The 18,052-nt window shown below is 50.3% G+C and carries 14 protein-coding genes; 12 read left to right on the top strand and 2 right to left on the bottom strand.

The features are described from left to right. The first annotated feature begins 124 nt into the window (after window positions 1-124). The 5 genes from FEK50_RS19780 to FEK50_RS19760 all read left to right on the top strand — a co-directional run bounded on the left by FEK50_RS19780 (window position 125) and on the right by FEK50_RS19760 (window position 6,866). Complete coding sequence (locus FEK50_RS19780) at window positions 125-1,756, top strand: sensor histidine kinase (RefSeq protein WP_131161352.1); 1,632 nt, start codon at window positions 125-127, stop codon at window positions 1,754-1,756. Next, a complete protein-coding gene (gene dcuR, locus FEK50_RS19775; protein WP_130205923.1) occupies window positions 1,753-2,472 on the top strand; it encodes a two-component system response regulator DcuR in 720 nt (239 codons plus the stop codon). The genes FEK50_RS19780 and dcuR overlap by 4 nt, the downstream gene beginning before the upstream one ends. 556 nt (window positions 2,473-3,028) lie before the next feature. Further along, complete coding sequence (dcuB, locus tag FEK50_RS19770; protein ID WP_000899528.1) at window positions 3,029-4,369, top strand: anaerobic C4-dicarboxylate transporter DcuB; 1,341 nt, start codon at window positions 3,029-3,031, stop codon at window positions 4,367-4,369. A 77-nt stretch (window positions 4,370-4,446) separates the two neighbouring features. Beyond that, window positions 4,447-6,093 carry a class I fumarate hydratase gene (gene fumB, locus FEK50_RS19765; protein ID WP_131161353.1) on the top strand — a complete coding sequence of 549 codons (1,647 nt, stop codon included), beginning with the start codon at window positions 4,447-4,449 and terminating at the stop codon, window positions 6,091-6,093. 122 nt (window positions 6,094-6,215) lie between these two features. After that, complete coding sequence (locus FEK50_RS19760) at window positions 6,216-6,866, top strand: DUF2238 domain-containing protein (RefSeq protein ID WP_131161354.1); 651 nt, start codon at window positions 6,216-6,218, stop codon at window positions 6,864-6,866. Here FEK50_RS19760 and melA read toward each other — a convergent pair. Beyond that, window positions 6,863-8,218 carry an alpha-galactosidase gene (gene melA, locus FEK50_RS19755; RefSeq protein WP_130259498.1) on the bottom strand — a complete coding sequence of 452 codons (1,356 nt, stop codon included), beginning with the start codon at window positions 8,216-8,218 and terminating at the stop codon, window positions 6,863-6,865. The two genes, FEK50_RS19760 and melA, sit on opposite strands and share 4 nt — an antisense overlap. Window positions 8,219-8,500: 282 nt before the next feature. Here melA and melR point away from each other — a divergent pair, with 282 nt between their 5' ends. The 7 genes from melR to pmrB all read left to right on the top strand — a co-directional run bounded on the left by melR (window position 8,501) and on the right by pmrB (window position 17,958). Next, window positions 8,501-9,409, top strand: coding sequence for a transcriptional regulator MelR (gene melR, locus FEK50_RS19750; protein WP_131161355.1), 909 nt, complete (start codon window positions 8,501-8,503; stop codon window positions 9,407-9,409). A 198-nt stretch (window positions 9,410-9,607) separates the two neighbouring features. Continuing rightward, complete coding sequence (adiA, locus tag FEK50_RS19745) at window positions 9,608-11,875, top strand: arginine decarboxylase (RefSeq protein WP_130206100.1); 2,268 nt, start codon at window positions 9,608-9,610, stop codon at window positions 11,873-11,875. A gap of 333 nt (window positions 11,876-12,208) precedes the next feature. Beyond that, window positions 12,209-12,970 (top strand): DNA-binding transcriptional activator AdiY, encoded by a 762-nt coding sequence (gene adiY, locus FEK50_RS19740; RefSeq protein ID WP_130221796.1) that lies wholly within the window; start codon window positions 12,209-12,211, stop codon window positions 12,968-12,970. A 136-nt stretch (window positions 12,971-13,106) separates the two neighbouring features. Next, entirely contained in the window at window positions 13,107-14,444 is a 1,338-nt protein-coding gene (gene adiC / locus FEK50_RS19735; RefSeq protein WP_131161356.1) for an arginine/agmatine antiporter, read from the top strand. A gap of 104 nt (window positions 14,445-14,548) precedes the next feature. Beyond that, complete coding sequence (eptA, locus tag FEK50_RS19730; RefSeq protein ID WP_130205909.1) at window positions 14,549-16,192, top strand: phosphoethanolamine transferase EptA; 1,644 nt, start codon at window positions 14,549-14,551, stop codon at window positions 16,190-16,192. Next, window positions 16,189-16,857 carry a two-component system response regulator BasR gene (gene basR, locus FEK50_RS19725; RefSeq protein ID WP_130205907.1) on the top strand — a complete coding sequence of 223 codons (669 nt, stop codon included), beginning with the start codon at window positions 16,189-16,191 and terminating at the stop codon, window positions 16,855-16,857. Before eptA ends, basR begins: the two co-directional genes overlap by 4 nt. Further along, window positions 16,858-17,958, top strand: a complete 1,101-nt coding sequence (gene pmrB, locus FEK50_RS19720) for a two-component system sensor histidine kinase PmrB (RefSeq protein WP_165383162.1) — start codon at window positions 16,858-16,860, stop codon at window positions 17,956-17,958. On the opposite strand, the gene pmrR is transcribed toward pmrB, so the two are convergent. Continuing rightward, window positions 17,934-18,023: an LpxT activity modulator PmrR gene (pmrR, locus tag FEK50_RS19715; protein WP_074399408.1), complete on the bottom strand. Its 90-nt coding sequence runs from the start codon at window positions 18,021-18,023 to the stop codon at window positions 17,934-17,936. The genes pmrB and pmrR overlap by 25 nt on opposite strands. Window positions 18,024-18,052: the final 29 nt, after the last annotated feature.

The raw sequence follows: 18,052 nt of genomic DNA, 5'->3' as shown, positions 1-18,052 counted from the left end.
ATACAGCACCGGCAGTTTCAGTTTCCAGAGTCTCTCCCCCTATATAGCCAATTATTCTTACTCCCTTTGAATTACCTGCCTCATCAGAGATAATGCTTAAGAAATTTGTCACACAAGGAAGCTGATGAGACATCCATTGCCCTACCGCAAGTTACGCAAACGTCCGATGAAATTGAGTACCACAGTGATCTTAATGGTCAGCGCGGTGCTGTTCTCGGTGCTGTTGGTGGTGCATCTGATTTACTTCTCGCAAATCAGTGATATGACGCATGACGGACTGGCCAACAAGGCGCTGGCGGTAGCACGTACCCTTGCCGATTCGCCGGAAATCCGTCAGGGCTTGCAGAAAAAACCGCAGGAGGGCGGGATCCAGGCCATCGCGGAAGCCGTGCGCAAACGTAACGATCTGCTATTTATTGTCGTTACCGATATGCAAAGTCTTCGCTACTCGCATCCTGAAGCCCAGCGTATTGGTCAGCCATTTAAAGGTGATGACATCCTTAAAGCGCTGAATGGCGAAGAAAATGTCGCTATCAATCGCGGTTTTCTGGCGCAGGCTTTACGCGTATTTACCCCCATCTATGATGAGAATAATAAACAGATTGGCGTGGTGGCGATCGGCCTTGAATTAAGCCGCGTGACCCAACAAATCAATGACAGTCGCTGGAGCATTATCTGGTCGGTGTTATTTGGCATGCTGGTCGGCCTCATCGGCACCTGCATTCTGGTTAAGGTGCTGAAAAAAATCCTTTTCGGCCTGGAACCCTACGAAATATCCACACTGTTTGAGCAACGCCAGGCCATGTTGCAGTCTATCAAAGAAGGCGTCGTTGCCGTGGACGATCGCGGCGAAGTCACGCTGATCAACGATGCCGCACAAGAATTGCTGAATTACCGTAAGTCGCAGGACGATGAGAAACTGTCGACGCTAAGCCACTCGTGGTCACAGGTAGTAGATGTCTCGGAAGTGTTACGCGACGGTACGCCGCGCCGCGACGAAGAGATTACCGTCAAAGATCGGCTATTACTGATCAACACCGTTCCGGTGCGCAGTAATGGCGTTATCATCGGTGCCATTTCAACCTTCAGGGATAAAACTGAAGTACGTAAACTGATGCAGCGACTGGATGGTCTGGTCAACTATGCTGACGCACTTCGTGAACGATCCCACGAATTTATGAATAAATTGCACGTGATTCTCGGATTATTGCATCTGAAGAGTTATAAGCAGTTGGAAGATTACATTCTCAAAACAGCCAATAACTATCAGGAAGAGATTGGCTCTCTGTTGGGCAAGATCAAATCGCCGGTTATCGCTGGTTTTTTAATCAGCAAGATTAACCGCGCGACCGATTTAGGCCATACGCTGATTTTAAACAGCGAAAGCCAGTTGCCCGACAGCGGCAGTGAAGACCAGGTCGCGACGCTGATTACCACGTTGGGAAATCTGATAGAAAACGCGCTGGAGGCATTAGGGCCGGAAGCTGGAGGCGAAATTAGCGTAACATTGCACTGCCGTCACGGCTGGCTGCACTGTGAAGTTAACGATGATGGACCGGGGATCGCACCCGACAAAATCGATCACATTTTTGACAAAGGTGTCTCGACAAAAGGAAGCGAACGAGGCGTCGGTTTAGCTCTTGTCAAACAACAGGTAGAAAATCTCGACGGCAGTATCGCCGTAGAATCGGAACCCGGGATTTTCACACAATTTTTTGTCCAGATACCCTGGGACGGGGAGAAGTCGAGCAAATGATCAATGTATTAATTATCGATGACGACGCAATGGTGGCGGAGCTGAATCGCCGATACGTGGCGCAGATCCCGGGCTTTCAATGCTGCGGAACGGCCTCGACACTGGAAAAAGCCAAAGAGATAATTTTCAACAGCGACACGTCTATTGACCTGATATTGCTCGATATCTATATGCAGAAGGAGAACGGGCTCGATTTACTTCCGGTACTGCATAACGCTCGCTGCAAAAGCGATGTGATAGTCATCTCTTCCGCCGCCGATGCCGCGACGATTAAAGATTCGCTGCATTACGGCGTTGTTGATTACCTGATAAAACCCTTCCAGGCATCACGCTTTGAAGAGGCACTCACCGGCTGGCGACAAAAGAAAATGGCGCTGGAAAAACATCAGTATTATGACCAGGCCGAGCTGGATCAGCTAATCCACGGCAGCAGCGCCAACGAGCAGGATCCTCGCCGCTTGCCAAAAGGCTTAACGCCGCAGACATTACGCACGCTGTGCCAGTGGATTGACGCGCATCAGGACTATGAGTTTTCAACCGACGAGTTGGCCAACGAGGTGAACATCTCGCGCGTTTCCTGCCGCAAGTACCTGATCTGGCTGGTCAACTGCCACATCTTATTTACCAGCATCCATTATGGCGTCACGGGTCGTCCGGTTTACCGTTACCGTATTCAAGCGGAACATTACTCATTGCTGAAACAATATTGCCAATAACGCACCATTGGTTATCCGCAAGTAACAATTATTGCAGTAATGCAAAAGAGCACTGGCACAAGTTACATCGTCCATCAGTAAAACTTGTGCCAGATCAAATATAATTATCCCCTTCTCATTTCATCGATTTAATATTCTTTAGGATAAATAGTGTTTTTAATTTCAAAACGCTAACAAAAGTTAATTAACTATTATGTCACCCGCATTATGTGTATTTTTACCCATAAATGGGTAGATCAGAATAATCTATAACCGTCATTAGAACAAAAAATATACCAATAAATATCAATAAGATAGTAGAAAACAAACTATTAACATCTGCGCAGCACAAACTATAACCCCATCGCCAGAGAGTATTTTTCTCTGAAAAAGTCGCTTATCACAGTGTATTAATTTATTGCTGCCTGAATCAGCCAATATTCACTGTGAAGTAATTACTCAGGCCAGTAACGACCAAAAGGATATTAGTCAGGCTCTGAAAAAAGTTCATACAAACAGAACGAGACTGCGTTCTATTCAGTAGAAATTTAAATGGGATTATCGCGAGGGTTCACAAATGTTATTTACGATCCAACTTATCATAATATTGATATGTCTGTTCTATGGCGCCAGAAAGGGCGGTATCGCGCTAGGTCTATTAGGCGGTATCGGCCTCGTCATTCTGGTATTCGTCTTCCATCTTCAGCCAGGTAAACCACCGGTTGATGTTATGCTGGTTATCATCGCGGTGGTGGCGGCATCGGCCACGTTGCAAGCCTCGGGCGGCCTTGACGTCATGCTGCAAATTGCCGAGAAACTGCTGCGCCGCAATCCGAAATATGTCTCCATTGTCGCGCCGTTTGTTACCTGTACGCTGACCATTCTTTGCGGTACAGGTCACGTGGTTTACACCATCCTGCCAATCATCTACGACGTGGCAATTAAGAACAATATCCGTCCGGAACGTCCGATGGCGGCAAGTTCTATCGGTGCACAGATGGGGATTATCGCCAGTCCGGTGTCGGTTGCGGTAGTGTCTTTGGTTGCGATGCTGGGTAACGTTACCTTTGATGGTCGTCACCTTGAGTTCCTCGACCTGCTGGCGATCACCATTCCATCGACGTTACTCGGTATCCTGGCGATCGGTATCTTCAGTTGGTTCCGCGGTAAAGATCTGGATAAAGACGAAGAGTTCCAGAAATTCATCTCCGTACCGGAAAACCGTGAGTACGTTTACGGTGACACCGCGACGCTGCTGGATAAAAAACTGCCGAAAAGCAACTGGCTGGCAATGTGGATCTTCCTCGGGGCAATTGCCGTGGTCGCACTTCTCGGTGCTGATTCGGACCTGCGTCCGTCCTTCGGCGGCAAACCGCTGTCGATGGTCTTGGTTATTCAGATGTTTATGCTGCTGACCGGGGCGCTGATTATTATCCTGACCAAAACCAATCCCGCGTCTATCTCAAAAAACGAAGTCTTCCGTTCCGGTATGATCGCCATCGTGGCGGTGTACGGTATCGCATGGATGGCAGAAACCATGTTCGGTGCGCATATGTCTGAAATTCAGGGCGTACTGGGCGAAATGGTGAAAGAGTATCCGTGGGCCTATGCCATTGTTCTGCTGCTGGTTTCCAAGTTTGTAAACTCCCAGGCCGCGGCGCTGGCGGCGATTGTTCCTGTCGCACTGGCGATTGGCGTTGACCCGGCTTACATCGTGGCTTCAGCACCGGCTTGCTACGGTTATTATATCCTGCCGACCTATCCGAGCGATCTGGCAGCGATTCAGTTTGACCGTTCCGGCACCACCCACATCGGTCGCTTCGTCATCAACCACAGCTTTATTCTGCCAGGGTTGATTGGCGTGAGCGTATCTTGCGTCTTTGGCTGGATCTTCGCCGCGATGTACGGGTTCTTATAAATGCACTTTGCGTGCCGCCCGTCGCTGTGCGGCACGCCATTTTCGTATAACAAATACAGAGTTACAGGCTGGAAGCTATGTCAAACAAACCATTTATCTACCAGGCGCCTTTCCCGATGGGGAAAGACAACACCGAATACTATCTGCTCACTTCCGATTACGTTAGCGTTGCCGAATTCAACGGCGAAACCATCCTGAAAGTGGAACCAGAAGCCCTGACCCTGCTGGCGCAGCAAGCCTTCCACGACGCCTCTTTTATGCTCCGCCCGGCACACCAGAAACAGGTTGCTTCTATTCTTCACGACCCAGAAGCCAGCGAGAACGATAAGTACGTGGCGCTGCAATTCTTGAGAAACTCCGAAATCGCCGCCAAAGGCGTGCTGCCGACCTGCCAGGATACTGGCACCGCGATCATTGTTGGTAAAAAAGGTCAGCGCGTATGGACCGGCGGTGGTGATGAAGAAGCGCTGTCGAAAGGCGTCTACAACACCTATATCGAAGATAACCTGCGCTATTCACAGAACGCGCCGCTGGACATGTACAAAGAGGTCAACACTGGCACTAACCTGCCTGCGCAAATCGACCTGTACGCGGTAGATGGCGATGAATATAAATTCCTCTGCGTCGCCAAAGGCGGCGGTTCTGCCAACAAAACGTATCTCTATCAGGAAACTAAAGCCCTGCTGACTCCGGCTAAACTGAAAAACTTCCTCGTCGAGAAAATGCGCACCCTCGGGACCGCAGCCTGCCCGCCGTACCATATCGCGTTTGTGATTGGCGGCACTTCTGCGGAAACCAACCTGAAAACCGTCAAGTTAGCAAGCGCTCACTATTACGATGAACTGCCGACCGAAGGGAACGAACACGGTCAGGCGTTCCGCGATGTCCAGCTGGAACAGGAACTGCTGGAAGAAGCCCAGAAACTCGGCCTCGGCGCGCAATTTGGCGGTAAATATTTTGCTCACGATATCCGCGTAATCCGCCTGCCGCGTCACGGCGCTTCCTGCCCGGTCGGTATGGGCGTGTCCTGTTCCGCTGACCGTAACATCAAAGCGAAAATTAACCGCGAAGGTATCTGGATCGAAAAACTGGAACACAACCCAGGCCAGTACATTCCGGAAGAACTGCGCCAGGCGGGTGAAGGCGAAGCGGTGAAAGTCGATCTCAACCGCCCAATGAAAGAGATCCTCGCCCAGCTTTCGCAATATCCGGTTTCCACTCGTTTGTCGCTCACCGGCACCATTATCGTGGGTCGAGATATTGCACACGCCAAGCTGAAAGAGCTGATCGACGCTGGTAAAGAACTGCCGCAGTACATCAAAGATCACCCGATCTACTACGCGGGTCCGGCGAAAACCCCTGCCGGTTATCCTTCTGGTTCACTTGGCCCAACCACCGCAGGTCGTATGGACTCCTACGTGGATCTGCTGCAATCCCACGGCGGCAGCATGATCATGCTGGCGAAAGGTAACCGCAGTCAGCAGGTTACCGACGCGTGTCATAAACACGGCGGCTTCTACCTCGGTAGCATCGGCGGTCCGGCAGCGGTACTGGCACAGCAGAGCATCAAGCATCTGGAATGTGTCGCTTATCCGGAGCTGGGTATGGAAGCTATCTGGAAAATCGAAGTAGAAGATTTCCCGGCGTTTATCCTGGTCGATGACAAAGGCAACGACTTCTTCCAGCAGATCGTCAACAAACAGTGCGCGAACTGCACTAAGTAACCTCTTCGGCCCAGCGCCTGGCAGCATGCTGCCAGGTGATCCCCCTGGGCCACCTCTTTTGCGATTGTAATTTCACGCTTGCTGGTGAATAGTCAGTATTTTCCCTGACTTGCGAACTCACCATGACCCGCACACTCAAGCCGTTAATTCTTAACACCGGCGCACTGGCGCTAACGTTAATCCTGATTTATACCGGCATTTCGGCCCATGACAAACTCACCTGGCTGATGGAAGTAACACCGGTGATTATTGTCGTGCCGCTACTGCTTGCCACCGCCAGACGTTACCCGTTAACGCCGCTGCTCTATACGCTCATTTTCTTTCACGCCATCATCCTGATGGTCGGCGGGCAGTACACCTACGCGAAAGTTCCCATCGGTTTTGAGGTGCAGGAATGGTTAGGGTTGAGCCGTAATCCGTATGACAAGCTGGGGCATTTTTTCCAGGGGCTGGTGCCTGCACTGGTGGCACGAGAAATTCTCGTGCGCGGAATGTACGTTCGTGGACGGAAAATGGTGGCGTTCCTGGTCTGCTGCGTAGCGCTGGCAATAAGCGCCATGTATGAGTTGATCGAGTGGTGGGCGGCGCTGGCGATGGGCCAGGGAGCGGATGATTTTCTCGGCACCCAGGGCGACCAGTGGGACACGCAATCCGATATGTTCTGTGCGTTGCTTGGCGCATTAACGACAGTGATATTGCTCGCTCGTCTTCACTGCCGCCAGTTACGGCGCTATGGCTTAATCACCAGAGCGCCGGAAGCGATTACACCTTAGCGGTGCAACCAGCCAGGTAGCCAGTCGCCGTGAGCGGTAATCAGGTCGTCAACAAGGGCATAAATTTCGTCAATGCCCAGCACGGCGGCGGTGTGCGGGTCCATCATTGCGGCGTGGTAAACACGGTCACGATTTTCGGTAAGAATGGCTTCGGTCAGCAGCGTCTGTACGTTGATGTTGGTTTGCATCAGGGCAGCCAGATGCGAAGGCAGTGCACCAACTTTGGTTGGCTGAATACCATTGGCGTCAACCAGACAGGCCACTTCCACACAGCATCCTTGTGGCAGGTTATCAATCAAACCATCGTTACGGACGTTGCCGTAAATCACACTCGGCTCACCGGTCCAGATAGCGTTCATAATCGTGCTGGCATATTCCCGCGACGGTTTAATATCAATCCGGGAGGCGTTCTTATACTCCTCCAGCTCTTTATGCCAGTTCGCCAACTGTTCAACACAGCGTTTCGGGTACTCATCCAGCGGCACTTTATAACGCTCAATCAAATCCTCGCGACCTGGCTTAATAAACCACGGCGTATATTCGGCAAAATGTTCTGACGACTCCGTGACGAAGTAGCCCAGCTTTTTGAACATTTCATAGCGCACAATATTCTGGCAACGAGTATTGCCATGAATATTCGGTTTCGGTGCCTGGCCTGCGTCATACGCTGCCAGCAGTTCCGGGTAGAGATTCACGTAACTGCCGTCTGCGGTTTTGCGCTCCAGCTCCAGGTAGAACGCCATATGGTTGATACCAGCGCAACGATAACGCAGCGTGGACGGTTCGATATTCAGGTCGCGGGCCAACTCTTCCGCCGTTCCCTGCACCGAATGGCACAGCCCCACCTGTTTGATATGCGGATAGCGGGCATACATCGCCCAGGTATTCATCGCCATCGGGTTAACGTAATTGAGCATGGTGGCATCGGGGCAAACTTCCGTCATGTCCTCGCAAATCTGCCACAAGTGCGGAATGGTACGTAGCGCACGCATAATGCCGCCAGGCCCCAGCGTATCGGCAATGGTTTGTTCCAGACCGTGGCGCTTACAGACCTCAAAATCAGTCACTGTGCAGGGTTCATAACCGCCAATCTGAAACGCCACCACCACAAAATCGGCGCCCTGTAAGGCTTCTTTCTGTTCGCTATGACAGGTGATTTTGCCGCTGGCTCCTGCTGAATCCATCAGCTTGCGCACCACGATGTGCGACTCTTCTAGCCGTGTGGGGTCGATGTCCATCAGAGCGATATGCGCCGTTTTCAGTGCCTCACGGTGAAACACATCACCAAGAATATTTTTAACGAAAATTGTCGAACCAGCGCCGATAAATGTAATTTTGGGTGCAGACATCATGGAGATCTCCTGGCTTGCTTGAATAACTTCATCATGGCAGGCGATACCGCAGAAAACTTCCGGCTTCCCCGTCGAGTATTCCCATAAACTCAGATCCTGAGTGAAGTATCAGTAAATCTGAGTTTATGGAAATAAATTAGCTGAAAAGCAGAGATTTCGGCCTCCTTATCCTTGGACGCTCCCCGCGTCCCTCTGGGAAGAGGGTGAAAACCGTGCTCCCATTCGCAGTCATCCTCCCCCACTCATGTCATAATTCTGATAATCCAGGAAAGAGAGCCATCCATGAATACTGATAACTTTATGTGTAGCAGCGATGAAAAGCAGACCCGCAGCCCGCTATCACTGTATTCAGAATATCAGCGAATGGAGATTGAGTTTCGCGCACCGCATATCATGCCCACCAGCCACTGGCATGGTCAGGTCGAAGTGAATGTGCCTTTCGATGGCGATGTGGAATACCTGATCAACAATGAAAAAGTGAAGATCAACCAGGGGCATATCACGCTGTTCTGGGCCTGTACGCCACATCAGCTAACAGATACCGGAACCTGTCAGAGCATGGCAATTTTTAATCTGCCGATGCATCTGTTTCTCTCCTGGCCGCTGGATAAAGACCTTATAAACCACGTCACTCACGGTATGGTGATCAAATCACTGGCGTCACAGCAGCTTAGTCCGTTTGAAGTGCGTCGCTGGCAGCAGGAGCTCAACAGCCCAAACGAGCAAATCCGCCAACTCGCTATTGATGAAATTGGCCTGATGCTCAAGCGATTTAGCCTCTCTGGCTGGGAGCCGATTCTGGTCAATAAAACCTCGCGTACGCACAAAAACAGCGTCTCGCGTCATGCACAGTTTTATGTCAGCCAGATGTTGGGCTTTATTGCAGAAAACTATGATCAAGCGCTAACCATCAACGACGTGGCCGAGCACGTCAAACTTAACGCCAACTATGCGATGGGGATCTTCCAGCGGGTCATGCAATTGACGATGAAACAGTACATTACGGCGATGCGCATCAACCACGTTCGCGCGTTACTGAGCGATACCGATAAAAGTATTCTCGATATTGCCCTGACAGCAGGCTTTCGTTCGAGCAGTCGCTTTTACAGCACGTTCGGCAAATATGTCGGCATGTCGCCGCAAAAATACCGCAAACTTAGCCAACAACACCGCCAGACGCTTCCCGGATAAAGATGATATCAGTATCAGCCAAAAAAATAGTTTAGCTGTCGATAATAAGCAGTGAAAACAACTTTAGAAATCAATGTAATTGTTTGTTTATAAAAATAAAAAAAACAAAAGCGACTGTTTTTTACTCGCTTTACAGCCTGAAATACCCAGAAGATACTTGCCCGCAACGAAGATTCCTTCATAACCGGGTAAGCAATGATGAAAGTATTAATTGTTGAAAGCGAGTTTCTCCATCAGGACACCTGGGTCGGTAACGCCGTTGAGCGTCTGGCGAATGCCTTAAGCCAGCAAAATGTCACTGTCATTAAATCAACCTCATTTGATGACGGCTTTGCCATTCTCTCTTCAAATGAGGCCATTGATTGTCTGATGTTCAGCTATCAAATGGAACATCCGGACGAACATCAAAACGTCAGAGAATTGATCGGTAAGCTTCACGAACGCCAGCAAAATGTGCCGGTCTTCCTGTTGGGCGATCGGGAAAAAGCCCTCGCCGCAATAGATCGCGACCTGCTGGAGCTTGTCGATGAATTCGCCTGGATTCTGGAAGATACCGCCGACTTTATCGCCGGACGCGCCGTTGCCGCGATGACCCGCTATCGTCAGCAACTGTTGCCGCCACTGTTCAGCGCGCTGATGAAATATAGCGACATCCACGAGTATTCCTGGGCCGCACCGGGCCACCAGGGCGGCGTTGGCTTCACCAAAACGCCAGCCGGGCGTTTCTACCATGACTATTATGGTGAAAATCTGTTCCGTACCGACATGGGCATCGAAAGAACTTCCCTCGGTTCTTTACTCGACCATACTGGCGCATTTGGCGAAAGCGAAAAATATGCCGCGCGCGTATTTGGTGCCGATCGCTCCTGGTCGGTCGTCGTCGGGACTTCCGGCTCTAACCGCACTATCATGCAGGCTTGCATGACCGATAACGATGTGGTGGTCGTTGACCGTAACTGCCACAAATCCATCGAACAAGGCTTAATGCTGACTGGCGCGAAACCCGTCTACATGGTGCCAAGCCGCAACCGCTACGGCATTATCGGGCCAATCTACCCGCAGGAAATGCAGCCTGAAACTTTACAGAAGAAAATCAGCGAAAGCCCGCTGACCAAAGATAAAGTTGGGCAAAAACCCTCTTACTGCGTGGTAACCAACTGCACCTACGACGGCGTATGCTACAACGCCAAAGAAGCGCAGGATCTGCTGGAAAAAACCTCCGATCGTCTGCACTTCGACGAAGCCTGGTACGGTTATGCGCGCTTTAATCCGATCTATGCCGATCACTATGCCATGCGCGGTGAACCTGGCGATCATAACGGCCCAACCGTGTTCGCTACCCACTCCACTCACAAACTGCTGAATGCGCTGTCGCAGGCGTCTTACATTCATGTGCGCGAAGGCCGTGGCGCGATCAACTTCTCCCGCTTTAATCAGGCATATATGATGCATGCCACCACTTCCCCGTTGTATGCCATCTGTGCATCAAACGATGTTGCAGTATCGATGATGGACGGCAACAGCGGCCAGTCTCTGACGCAGGAAGTGATCGACGAAGCGGTCGATTTCCGTCAGGCAATGGCGCGGTTGTATAAAGAATTTACCGACGAAGGAAACTGGTTCTTTAAACCGTGGAATAAAGAAGTGGTTACCGACCCGGAAACTGGCAAAACCTATGACTTTGCCGACGCGCCGAGCAAACTGCTGACCACCGTTCAGGACTGCTGGGTAATGCACCCAGGCGAAAGCTGGCACGGCTTTAAAGATATCCCGGACAACTGGAGCATGCTCGACCCGATTAAAGTCAGCATCCTCGCACCGGGGATGGGAGAAGACGGCGAACTGGAAGAGACTGGCGTACCTGCCGCACTGGTCACCGCCTGGCTTGGTCGTCACGGCATCGTGCCAACCCGCACCACTGACTTCCAGATTATGTTCCTGTTCTCTATGGGCGTAACCCGTGGGAAATGGGGAACTCTGGTTAACACACTTTGCTCTTTCAAACGCCACTACGATGCTAATACACCGCTGGCGCAGGTGATGCCGGAACTTGCTGAACAATATCCTGACACTTACGCGAATATGGGTATTCACGATCTGGGTGACAAAATGTTTGCCTGGCTGAAAGAAAACAACCCAGGCGCACGGTTGAACGAAGCCTATTCTGGCCTGCCGGTGGCTGAAATCACCCCGCGTGAAGCCTACAACGCGATTGTCGATAACAACGTCGAACTGGTATCCATTGAAAACCTGCCGGGACGTATTGCGGCGAACTCTGTCATCCCGTATCCGCCAGGAATCCCAATGCTGCTCTCTGGCGAAAACTTCGGCGATAAAAACAGTCCGCAGGTAAGCTATTTACGCTCACTACAATCCTGGGATCATCATTTCCCTGGTTTCGAACACGAAACTGAAGGTACCGAAATTATTGACGGTATTTACCACGTGATGTGTGTGAAAGCGTAACCACTATTCCGCTGAAGGCGTAATTGTTTAAATAACATTACGCCGCCTGGCCTGAGGCCTTTTGAGTATGGCAACGTTTTCATAAAAATTGCTGCAAACAAAAATGTCATACTTTTTGCGCGGCCCCACCCCGCGCTTTTTTTTGCCTGTTATTTACACTTTTTCAGCATGTAAAATTTTTTGTACATGAGAAATTACTATAAAAATTTGTAATATTAGTAAAACACGTTATTTTTATGCATGTTTTGATTCGTCATACAATTATATAACCATTTCCCCGTATCGCTCTTCCTGGCGAAAACGGGTCTTTTATTTGCATTCAGGAGTACATGTATGAGGATTTGCAGCGACCAACCTTGTATTGTTTTATTGACTGAAAAAGATGTCTGGTTAAGGGTGAATGGGAAAGAACCTATAAGCCTGAAGGCTAACCACATGGCGTTATTAAGTTGTGAAAATAATATTATTGATGTCTCCTCACTTAATAACACTTTGGTTGCGCATATTAGTCATAACATCATCAAAGATTACCTCCGTTTTCTGAATAAAGATCTCTCAAAAATACCCGTCTGGCAACGAAGCGCCACCCCAGTCCTGGCCTTACCATGCCTGACTCTGGACCTCTTTCGCGTCGCTGCTCAACATAGCATGATGCCCGCTGAAACAGAGTCAGAAAAAGAACGCACTCGTGCATTATTATTCACTGTGCTATCACGCTTTCTCGACAGTAAAAAATTCCTTTCTCTTATGATGTATATGTTACGTAATTGTGTAAGTGATAGCGTTTATCAAATAATTGAAAGCGATATTCATAAAGACTGGAATCTTAGTATGGTAGCCAGCTGTTTATGTCTAAGCCCCAGCCTGTTAAAGAAAAAACTGAAAAGTGAAAACACCAGTTATAGCCAAATAATCACCACCTGCCGTATGCGTTATGCCGTAAATGAATTAATGATGGACGGCAAAAATATCTCACAGGTATCACAATCCTGCGGCTACAACAGCACTTCCTATTTTATATCTGTATTTAAAGACTTCTATGGTATGACGCCTCTCCATTATGTTAGTCAGCACAGAGAACGTTCTGTCGCCTGATTTATAATCTGAACGAAGAGCTATATTAATAACAGCATCAGCGATAACCCGGTTGAGGATAATTCAACGCGCGAGTGTAGGCGTATGATATGACGTAATTTATTGTCACGAAGCTCGCCTTCGCAGGAGTTTAATTATGTCTTCGGATGCTGACGCTCACAAAGTGGGCTTAATCCCCGTCACCCTGATGGTGTCGGGGAATATTATGGGGTCAGGGGTTTTTCTGTTACCTGCAAACTTGGCCTCGACAGGCGGGATAGCCATATATGGTTGGTTGGTGACGATTATCGGTGCGCTGGCTTTGTCGATGGTCTACGCCAAAATGTCTTTCCTTGATCCCAGCCCTGGCGGTTCATATGCCTACGCGCGCCGCTGCTTTGGCCCTTTCCTCGGGTATCAAACAAACGTTCTCTACTGGCTGGCCTGCTGGATCGGCAATATTGCCATGGTGGTCATTGGCGTGGGGTATTTAAGCTACTTCTTCCCTATCCTCAAAGATCCGTTGGTATTAACCATCACCTGTGTGGTGGTACTGTGGATCTTCGTTCTGCTTAATATCGTCGGTCCAAAAATGATCACCCGCGTGCAGGCTGTCGCCACTGTGCTGGCGCTGATCCCCATTGTCGGAATTGCAGTATTCGGCTGGTTCTGGTTCCACAGTGAAACGTATATGGCAGCCTGGAACGTGAGTGGTCAGGGTACTTTCGGTGCGATTCAAAGTACCTTAAACGTCACGTTGTGGTCGTTTATCGGGGTAGAAAGTGCTTCCGTTGCGGCGGGCGTAGTGAAAAACCCGAAACGCAACGTGCCTATCGCCACCATTGGCGGGGTGTTGATTGCCGCCGTCTGCTATGTACTCTCGACCACGGCAATTATGGGAATGATCCCTAATGCCGCGCTGCGCGTTTCCGACTCACCTTTTGGCGATGCGGCGCGGATGGCGCTGGGTGATACCGCTGGGGCCATTGTCTCCTTCTGCGCAGCGGCAGGTTGCTTAGGCTCGCTGGGCGGCTGGACACTACTGGCCGGGCAAACGGCGAAAGCGGCTGCCGATGACGGCCTGTTCCCCCCCATTTTTGCCCGCGTTAACAAAGCGGGTACTCCGGTTGCCGGGTTGATTATCGTTGGTATTCTGATGACTATCTTCCAGTTCAGTAGCATCTCGCCAAACGCCACCAAAGAGTTTGGTCTGGTGTCCTCCGTATCGGTAATCTTTACCCTCGTGCCTTATCTTTACACCTGTGCCGCTTTACTGCTTTTAGGTCACGGTCACTTTGGCAAAACGCGTCCGGCGTATGTGACCATCACGACTATCGCCTTCCTTTACTGTATCTGGGCGGTGGTCGGTTCTGGCGCAAAAGAGGTCATGTGGTCATTCGTCACTCTGATGGTGATCACAGCCATGTACACGCTGAACTACAACCGGATGCATAAAAACCCCTATCCTTTAGATGCACCGACCAGTAAAGATTAAGCCTCTCTTAATCCAGCAAACGCATAAGCCAACCTTAAGAACTTAAGGTTGGCTTAACTTTGCTTTGCGAACATATGCGCACTTTGTTCGATGGAAACACCGTGATGTTGAAGCGCCTTCTAAAAAGACCCTCTTTGAATTTACTCGCCTGGCTATTGCTGGCCTCTTTTTATATCTCTATCTGCCTGAATATTGCCTTTTTTAAACAGGTATTACAGGCGTTACCGCTGGATTCACTGCATAACGTGCTGGTTTTCTTGTCGATGCCGGTCGTCGCCTTCAGCGTGATTAATATTGTCCTGACACTAAGCTCTTTCTTATGGCTTAATCGCCCGCTGGCATGTCTGTTTATTCTTGTCGGCGCATCAGCGCAATATTTCATCATGACTTATGGCATCGTCATCGACCGTTCAATGATTGCCAATATTATGGATACCACAGCGGCGGAAAGTTATGCGTTGATGACGCCGCGGATGTTATTAACGCTAGGGTTAAGCGGCGTACTTGCCGCGCTGATTGCCTGCTGGATAAAAATCAAACCTGCCACCTCGCGCCTGCGCAGTGTTCTTTTCCGCGGAGCCAGCATCCTGATTTCTATACTGCTGATTGTGCTGGTCGCCGCACTATTTTATAAAGACTACGCCTCGCTGTTTCGCAACAACAAAGAGCTGGTGAAATCCTTAAGCCCGTCTAACAGCATTGTTGCCAGCTGGTCATGGTATTCTCATCAACGACTGGCGAATCTGCCGCTGGTACGCATTGGTGAGGATGCTCGCCGCAACCCGTTAATGCAAAATGGAGATCGGAAAAACCTGACCATTTTGATCGTCGGTGAAACTTCACGGGCGGAAAACTTCTCGCTCAACGGCTACCCGCGTGAAACTAACCCGCGGCTGGCGAAAGATAACGTGGTCTATTTCCCAAATACTGCGTCTTGCGGCACAGCAACGGCTGTTTCTGTACCGTGCATGTTCTCGGATATGCCGCGCGAGCATTACAAAGAAGAGCTGGCACAACACCAGGAAGGCGTGCTGGATATCATTCAGCGGGCGGGTATCAACGTGCTTTGGAATGACAACGATGGCGGCTGCAAAGGCGTCTGCGACCGCGTGCCTCACCAGAACGTCACTGCGCTGAACTTGCCTGGTCAGTGCATCAACGGCGAATGCTATGACGAAGTGCTGTTCCACGGGCTGGAAGAGTACATCAATAACCTGCAGGGAGATGGCGTGATTGTATTACACACCATCGGCAGCCACGGCCCGACCTATTACAACCGTTATCCGCCGCAGTTCAGGAAATTTACCCCTACTTGCGACACCAACGAGATCCAAACCTGCACGAAAGAACAACTGGTGAACACTTACGACAACACGCTGGTCTACGTCGACTATATTGTTGATAAAGCGATTAATCTGCTGAAAGAACATCAGGATAAATTTACCACCAGCCTGGTTTATCTTTCTGATCACGGTGAATCGTTAGGTGAAAATGGCATCTATCTGCACGGCCTGCCTTATGCCATCGCCCCGGATAGCCAAAAACAGGTGCCAATGCTGCTGTGGCTGTCGGAGGATTATCAAAAGCGGTATCAGGTTGACCAGAATTGCCTGCAAAAACAGGCGCAAACGCAGCACTATTCACAAGACAATTTATTCTCAACGCTGTTGGGATTAACCGGCGTTGAGACGAAGTATTACCAGGCTGCGGATGATATTCTGCAAACTTGCAGGAGAACGACTGAATGAAAATTCTAATTGTTGAAGACGATACACTGTTATTGCAGGGATTGATTCTGGCGGCGCAAACGGAAGGCTACGCCTGTGATGGCGTCACAACCGCACGGATGGCGGAACAAAGCCTGGAAGCTGGTCATTACAGTCTGGTGGTGCTGGATTTAGGTTTACCTGACGAAGACGGGCTGCATTTTCTCGCCCGTATCCGGCAGAAAAAATACACCCTGCCGGTGCTGATCCTCACCGCCCGCGACACTCTGACCGACAAAATCGCCGGGCTGGATGTCGGGGCCGACGACTATCTGGTGAAGCCTTTTGCGCTGGAAGAGTTGCACGCCCGCATTCGCGCCCTGCTGCGACGCCATAATAATCAGGGCGAAAGCGAGTTGATTGTTGGCAACCTGACGCTGAATATGGGTCGCCGTCAGGTATGGATGGGCGGTGAAGAACTGATTCTGACGCCGAAAGAATATGCTCTGCTGTCACGGTTGATGCTCAAGGCAGGCAGCCCCGTGCATCGGGAAATTCTCTACAACGACATCTATAACTGGGACAACGAACCCTCGACTAACACCCTGGAAGTGCATATCCACAACCTGCGCGATAAAGTGGGTAAGTCGCGCATCCGTACCGTACGCGGTTTTGGCTATATGCTGGTCTTAAATGAGGAGAACTAATTGAATCTGATGCGTTTTCTGCGTCGTCCAATATCGCTACGCCAGCGGCTAATATTGACCATCGGGGCCATTTTGCTGGTGTTTGAGCTGATCAGCGTCTTCTGGCTATGGCATGAAAGTACCGAGCAGATTCAGCTATTTGAGCAGGCGTTACGCGACAATCGCAACAACGACCGCCACATCATGCGTGAGATCCGCGAGGCGGTCGCCAGCCTGATTGTCCCCGGCGTGTTTATGGTCAGCCTGACGCTATTTATCTGCTATCAAGCGGTACGGCGCATCACCCGTCCGCTGGCGGAGTTGCAAAAAGAGCTGGAAGCGCGCACCGCCGACAACTTAACGCCCATTGCCATTCACAGTGCCACCCTCGAAATCGAATCGGTGGTTTCGGCTTTGAACGATCTGGTATCTCGCCTGACCAGCACGCTGGATAACGAACGCTTGTTTACCGCTGACGTCGCTCACGAACTGCGAACGCCGCTGGCGGGGGTACGTTTGCATCTGGAGTTGCTGGCGAAAACGCATCACATTGATGTAGCGCCGTTAGTGGCGCGGCTTGATCAGATGATGGAGAGCGTCTCCCAGTTGTTACAACTGGCGCGTGCGGGTCAGTCATTTTCATCCGGTAATTATCAGCATGTAAAACTGCTGGAAGATGTGATTCTGCCCTCGTATGACGAGTTAAGTACCATGCTCGACCAGCGTCAGCAAACTTTGCTGTTGCCAGAGAGCGCCGCCGACATCACCGTTCAGGGTGATGCAACCCTGCTGCGGATGTTATTGCGAAACCTGGTAGAAAACGCCCATCGTTACAGCCCACAAGGCAGCAACATTATGATTAAGCTGCAAGAAGATGGCGGTGCGGTAATGGCGGTTGAAGATGAAGGGCCAGGTATTGATGAGAGTAAATGCGGGGAGTTAAGCAAAGCGTTTGTACGAATGGACAGCCGTTATGGCGGAATTGGTCTGGGATTAAGTATTGTCAGCCGCATCACGCAGTTGCATCACGGGCAGTTTTTCCTGCAAAACCGGGAAGAAACCTCCGGCACACGTGCCTGGGTACGGCTGAAGAAAGATCAGTACGTGGCAAACCAGATATAGAGAAAGCTGCTGACTACCAGCACGCTGAACACGGTGGTTAAACGTTCATAAATACGGTTTTTCATTGCACTCTCCTCCGTTAACCTGGAGGAGA

It is taken from the genome of Escherichia sp. E2586, from assembly GCF_005781105.1.
In the GTDB taxonomy this organism is placed as follows: Bacteria; Pseudomonadota; Gammaproteobacteria; order Enterobacterales; family Enterobacteriaceae; genus Escherichia.
Note: the sequence above shows the minus strand (reverse complement) of the source record. Positions and strands in the feature narration are given on the sequence as shown.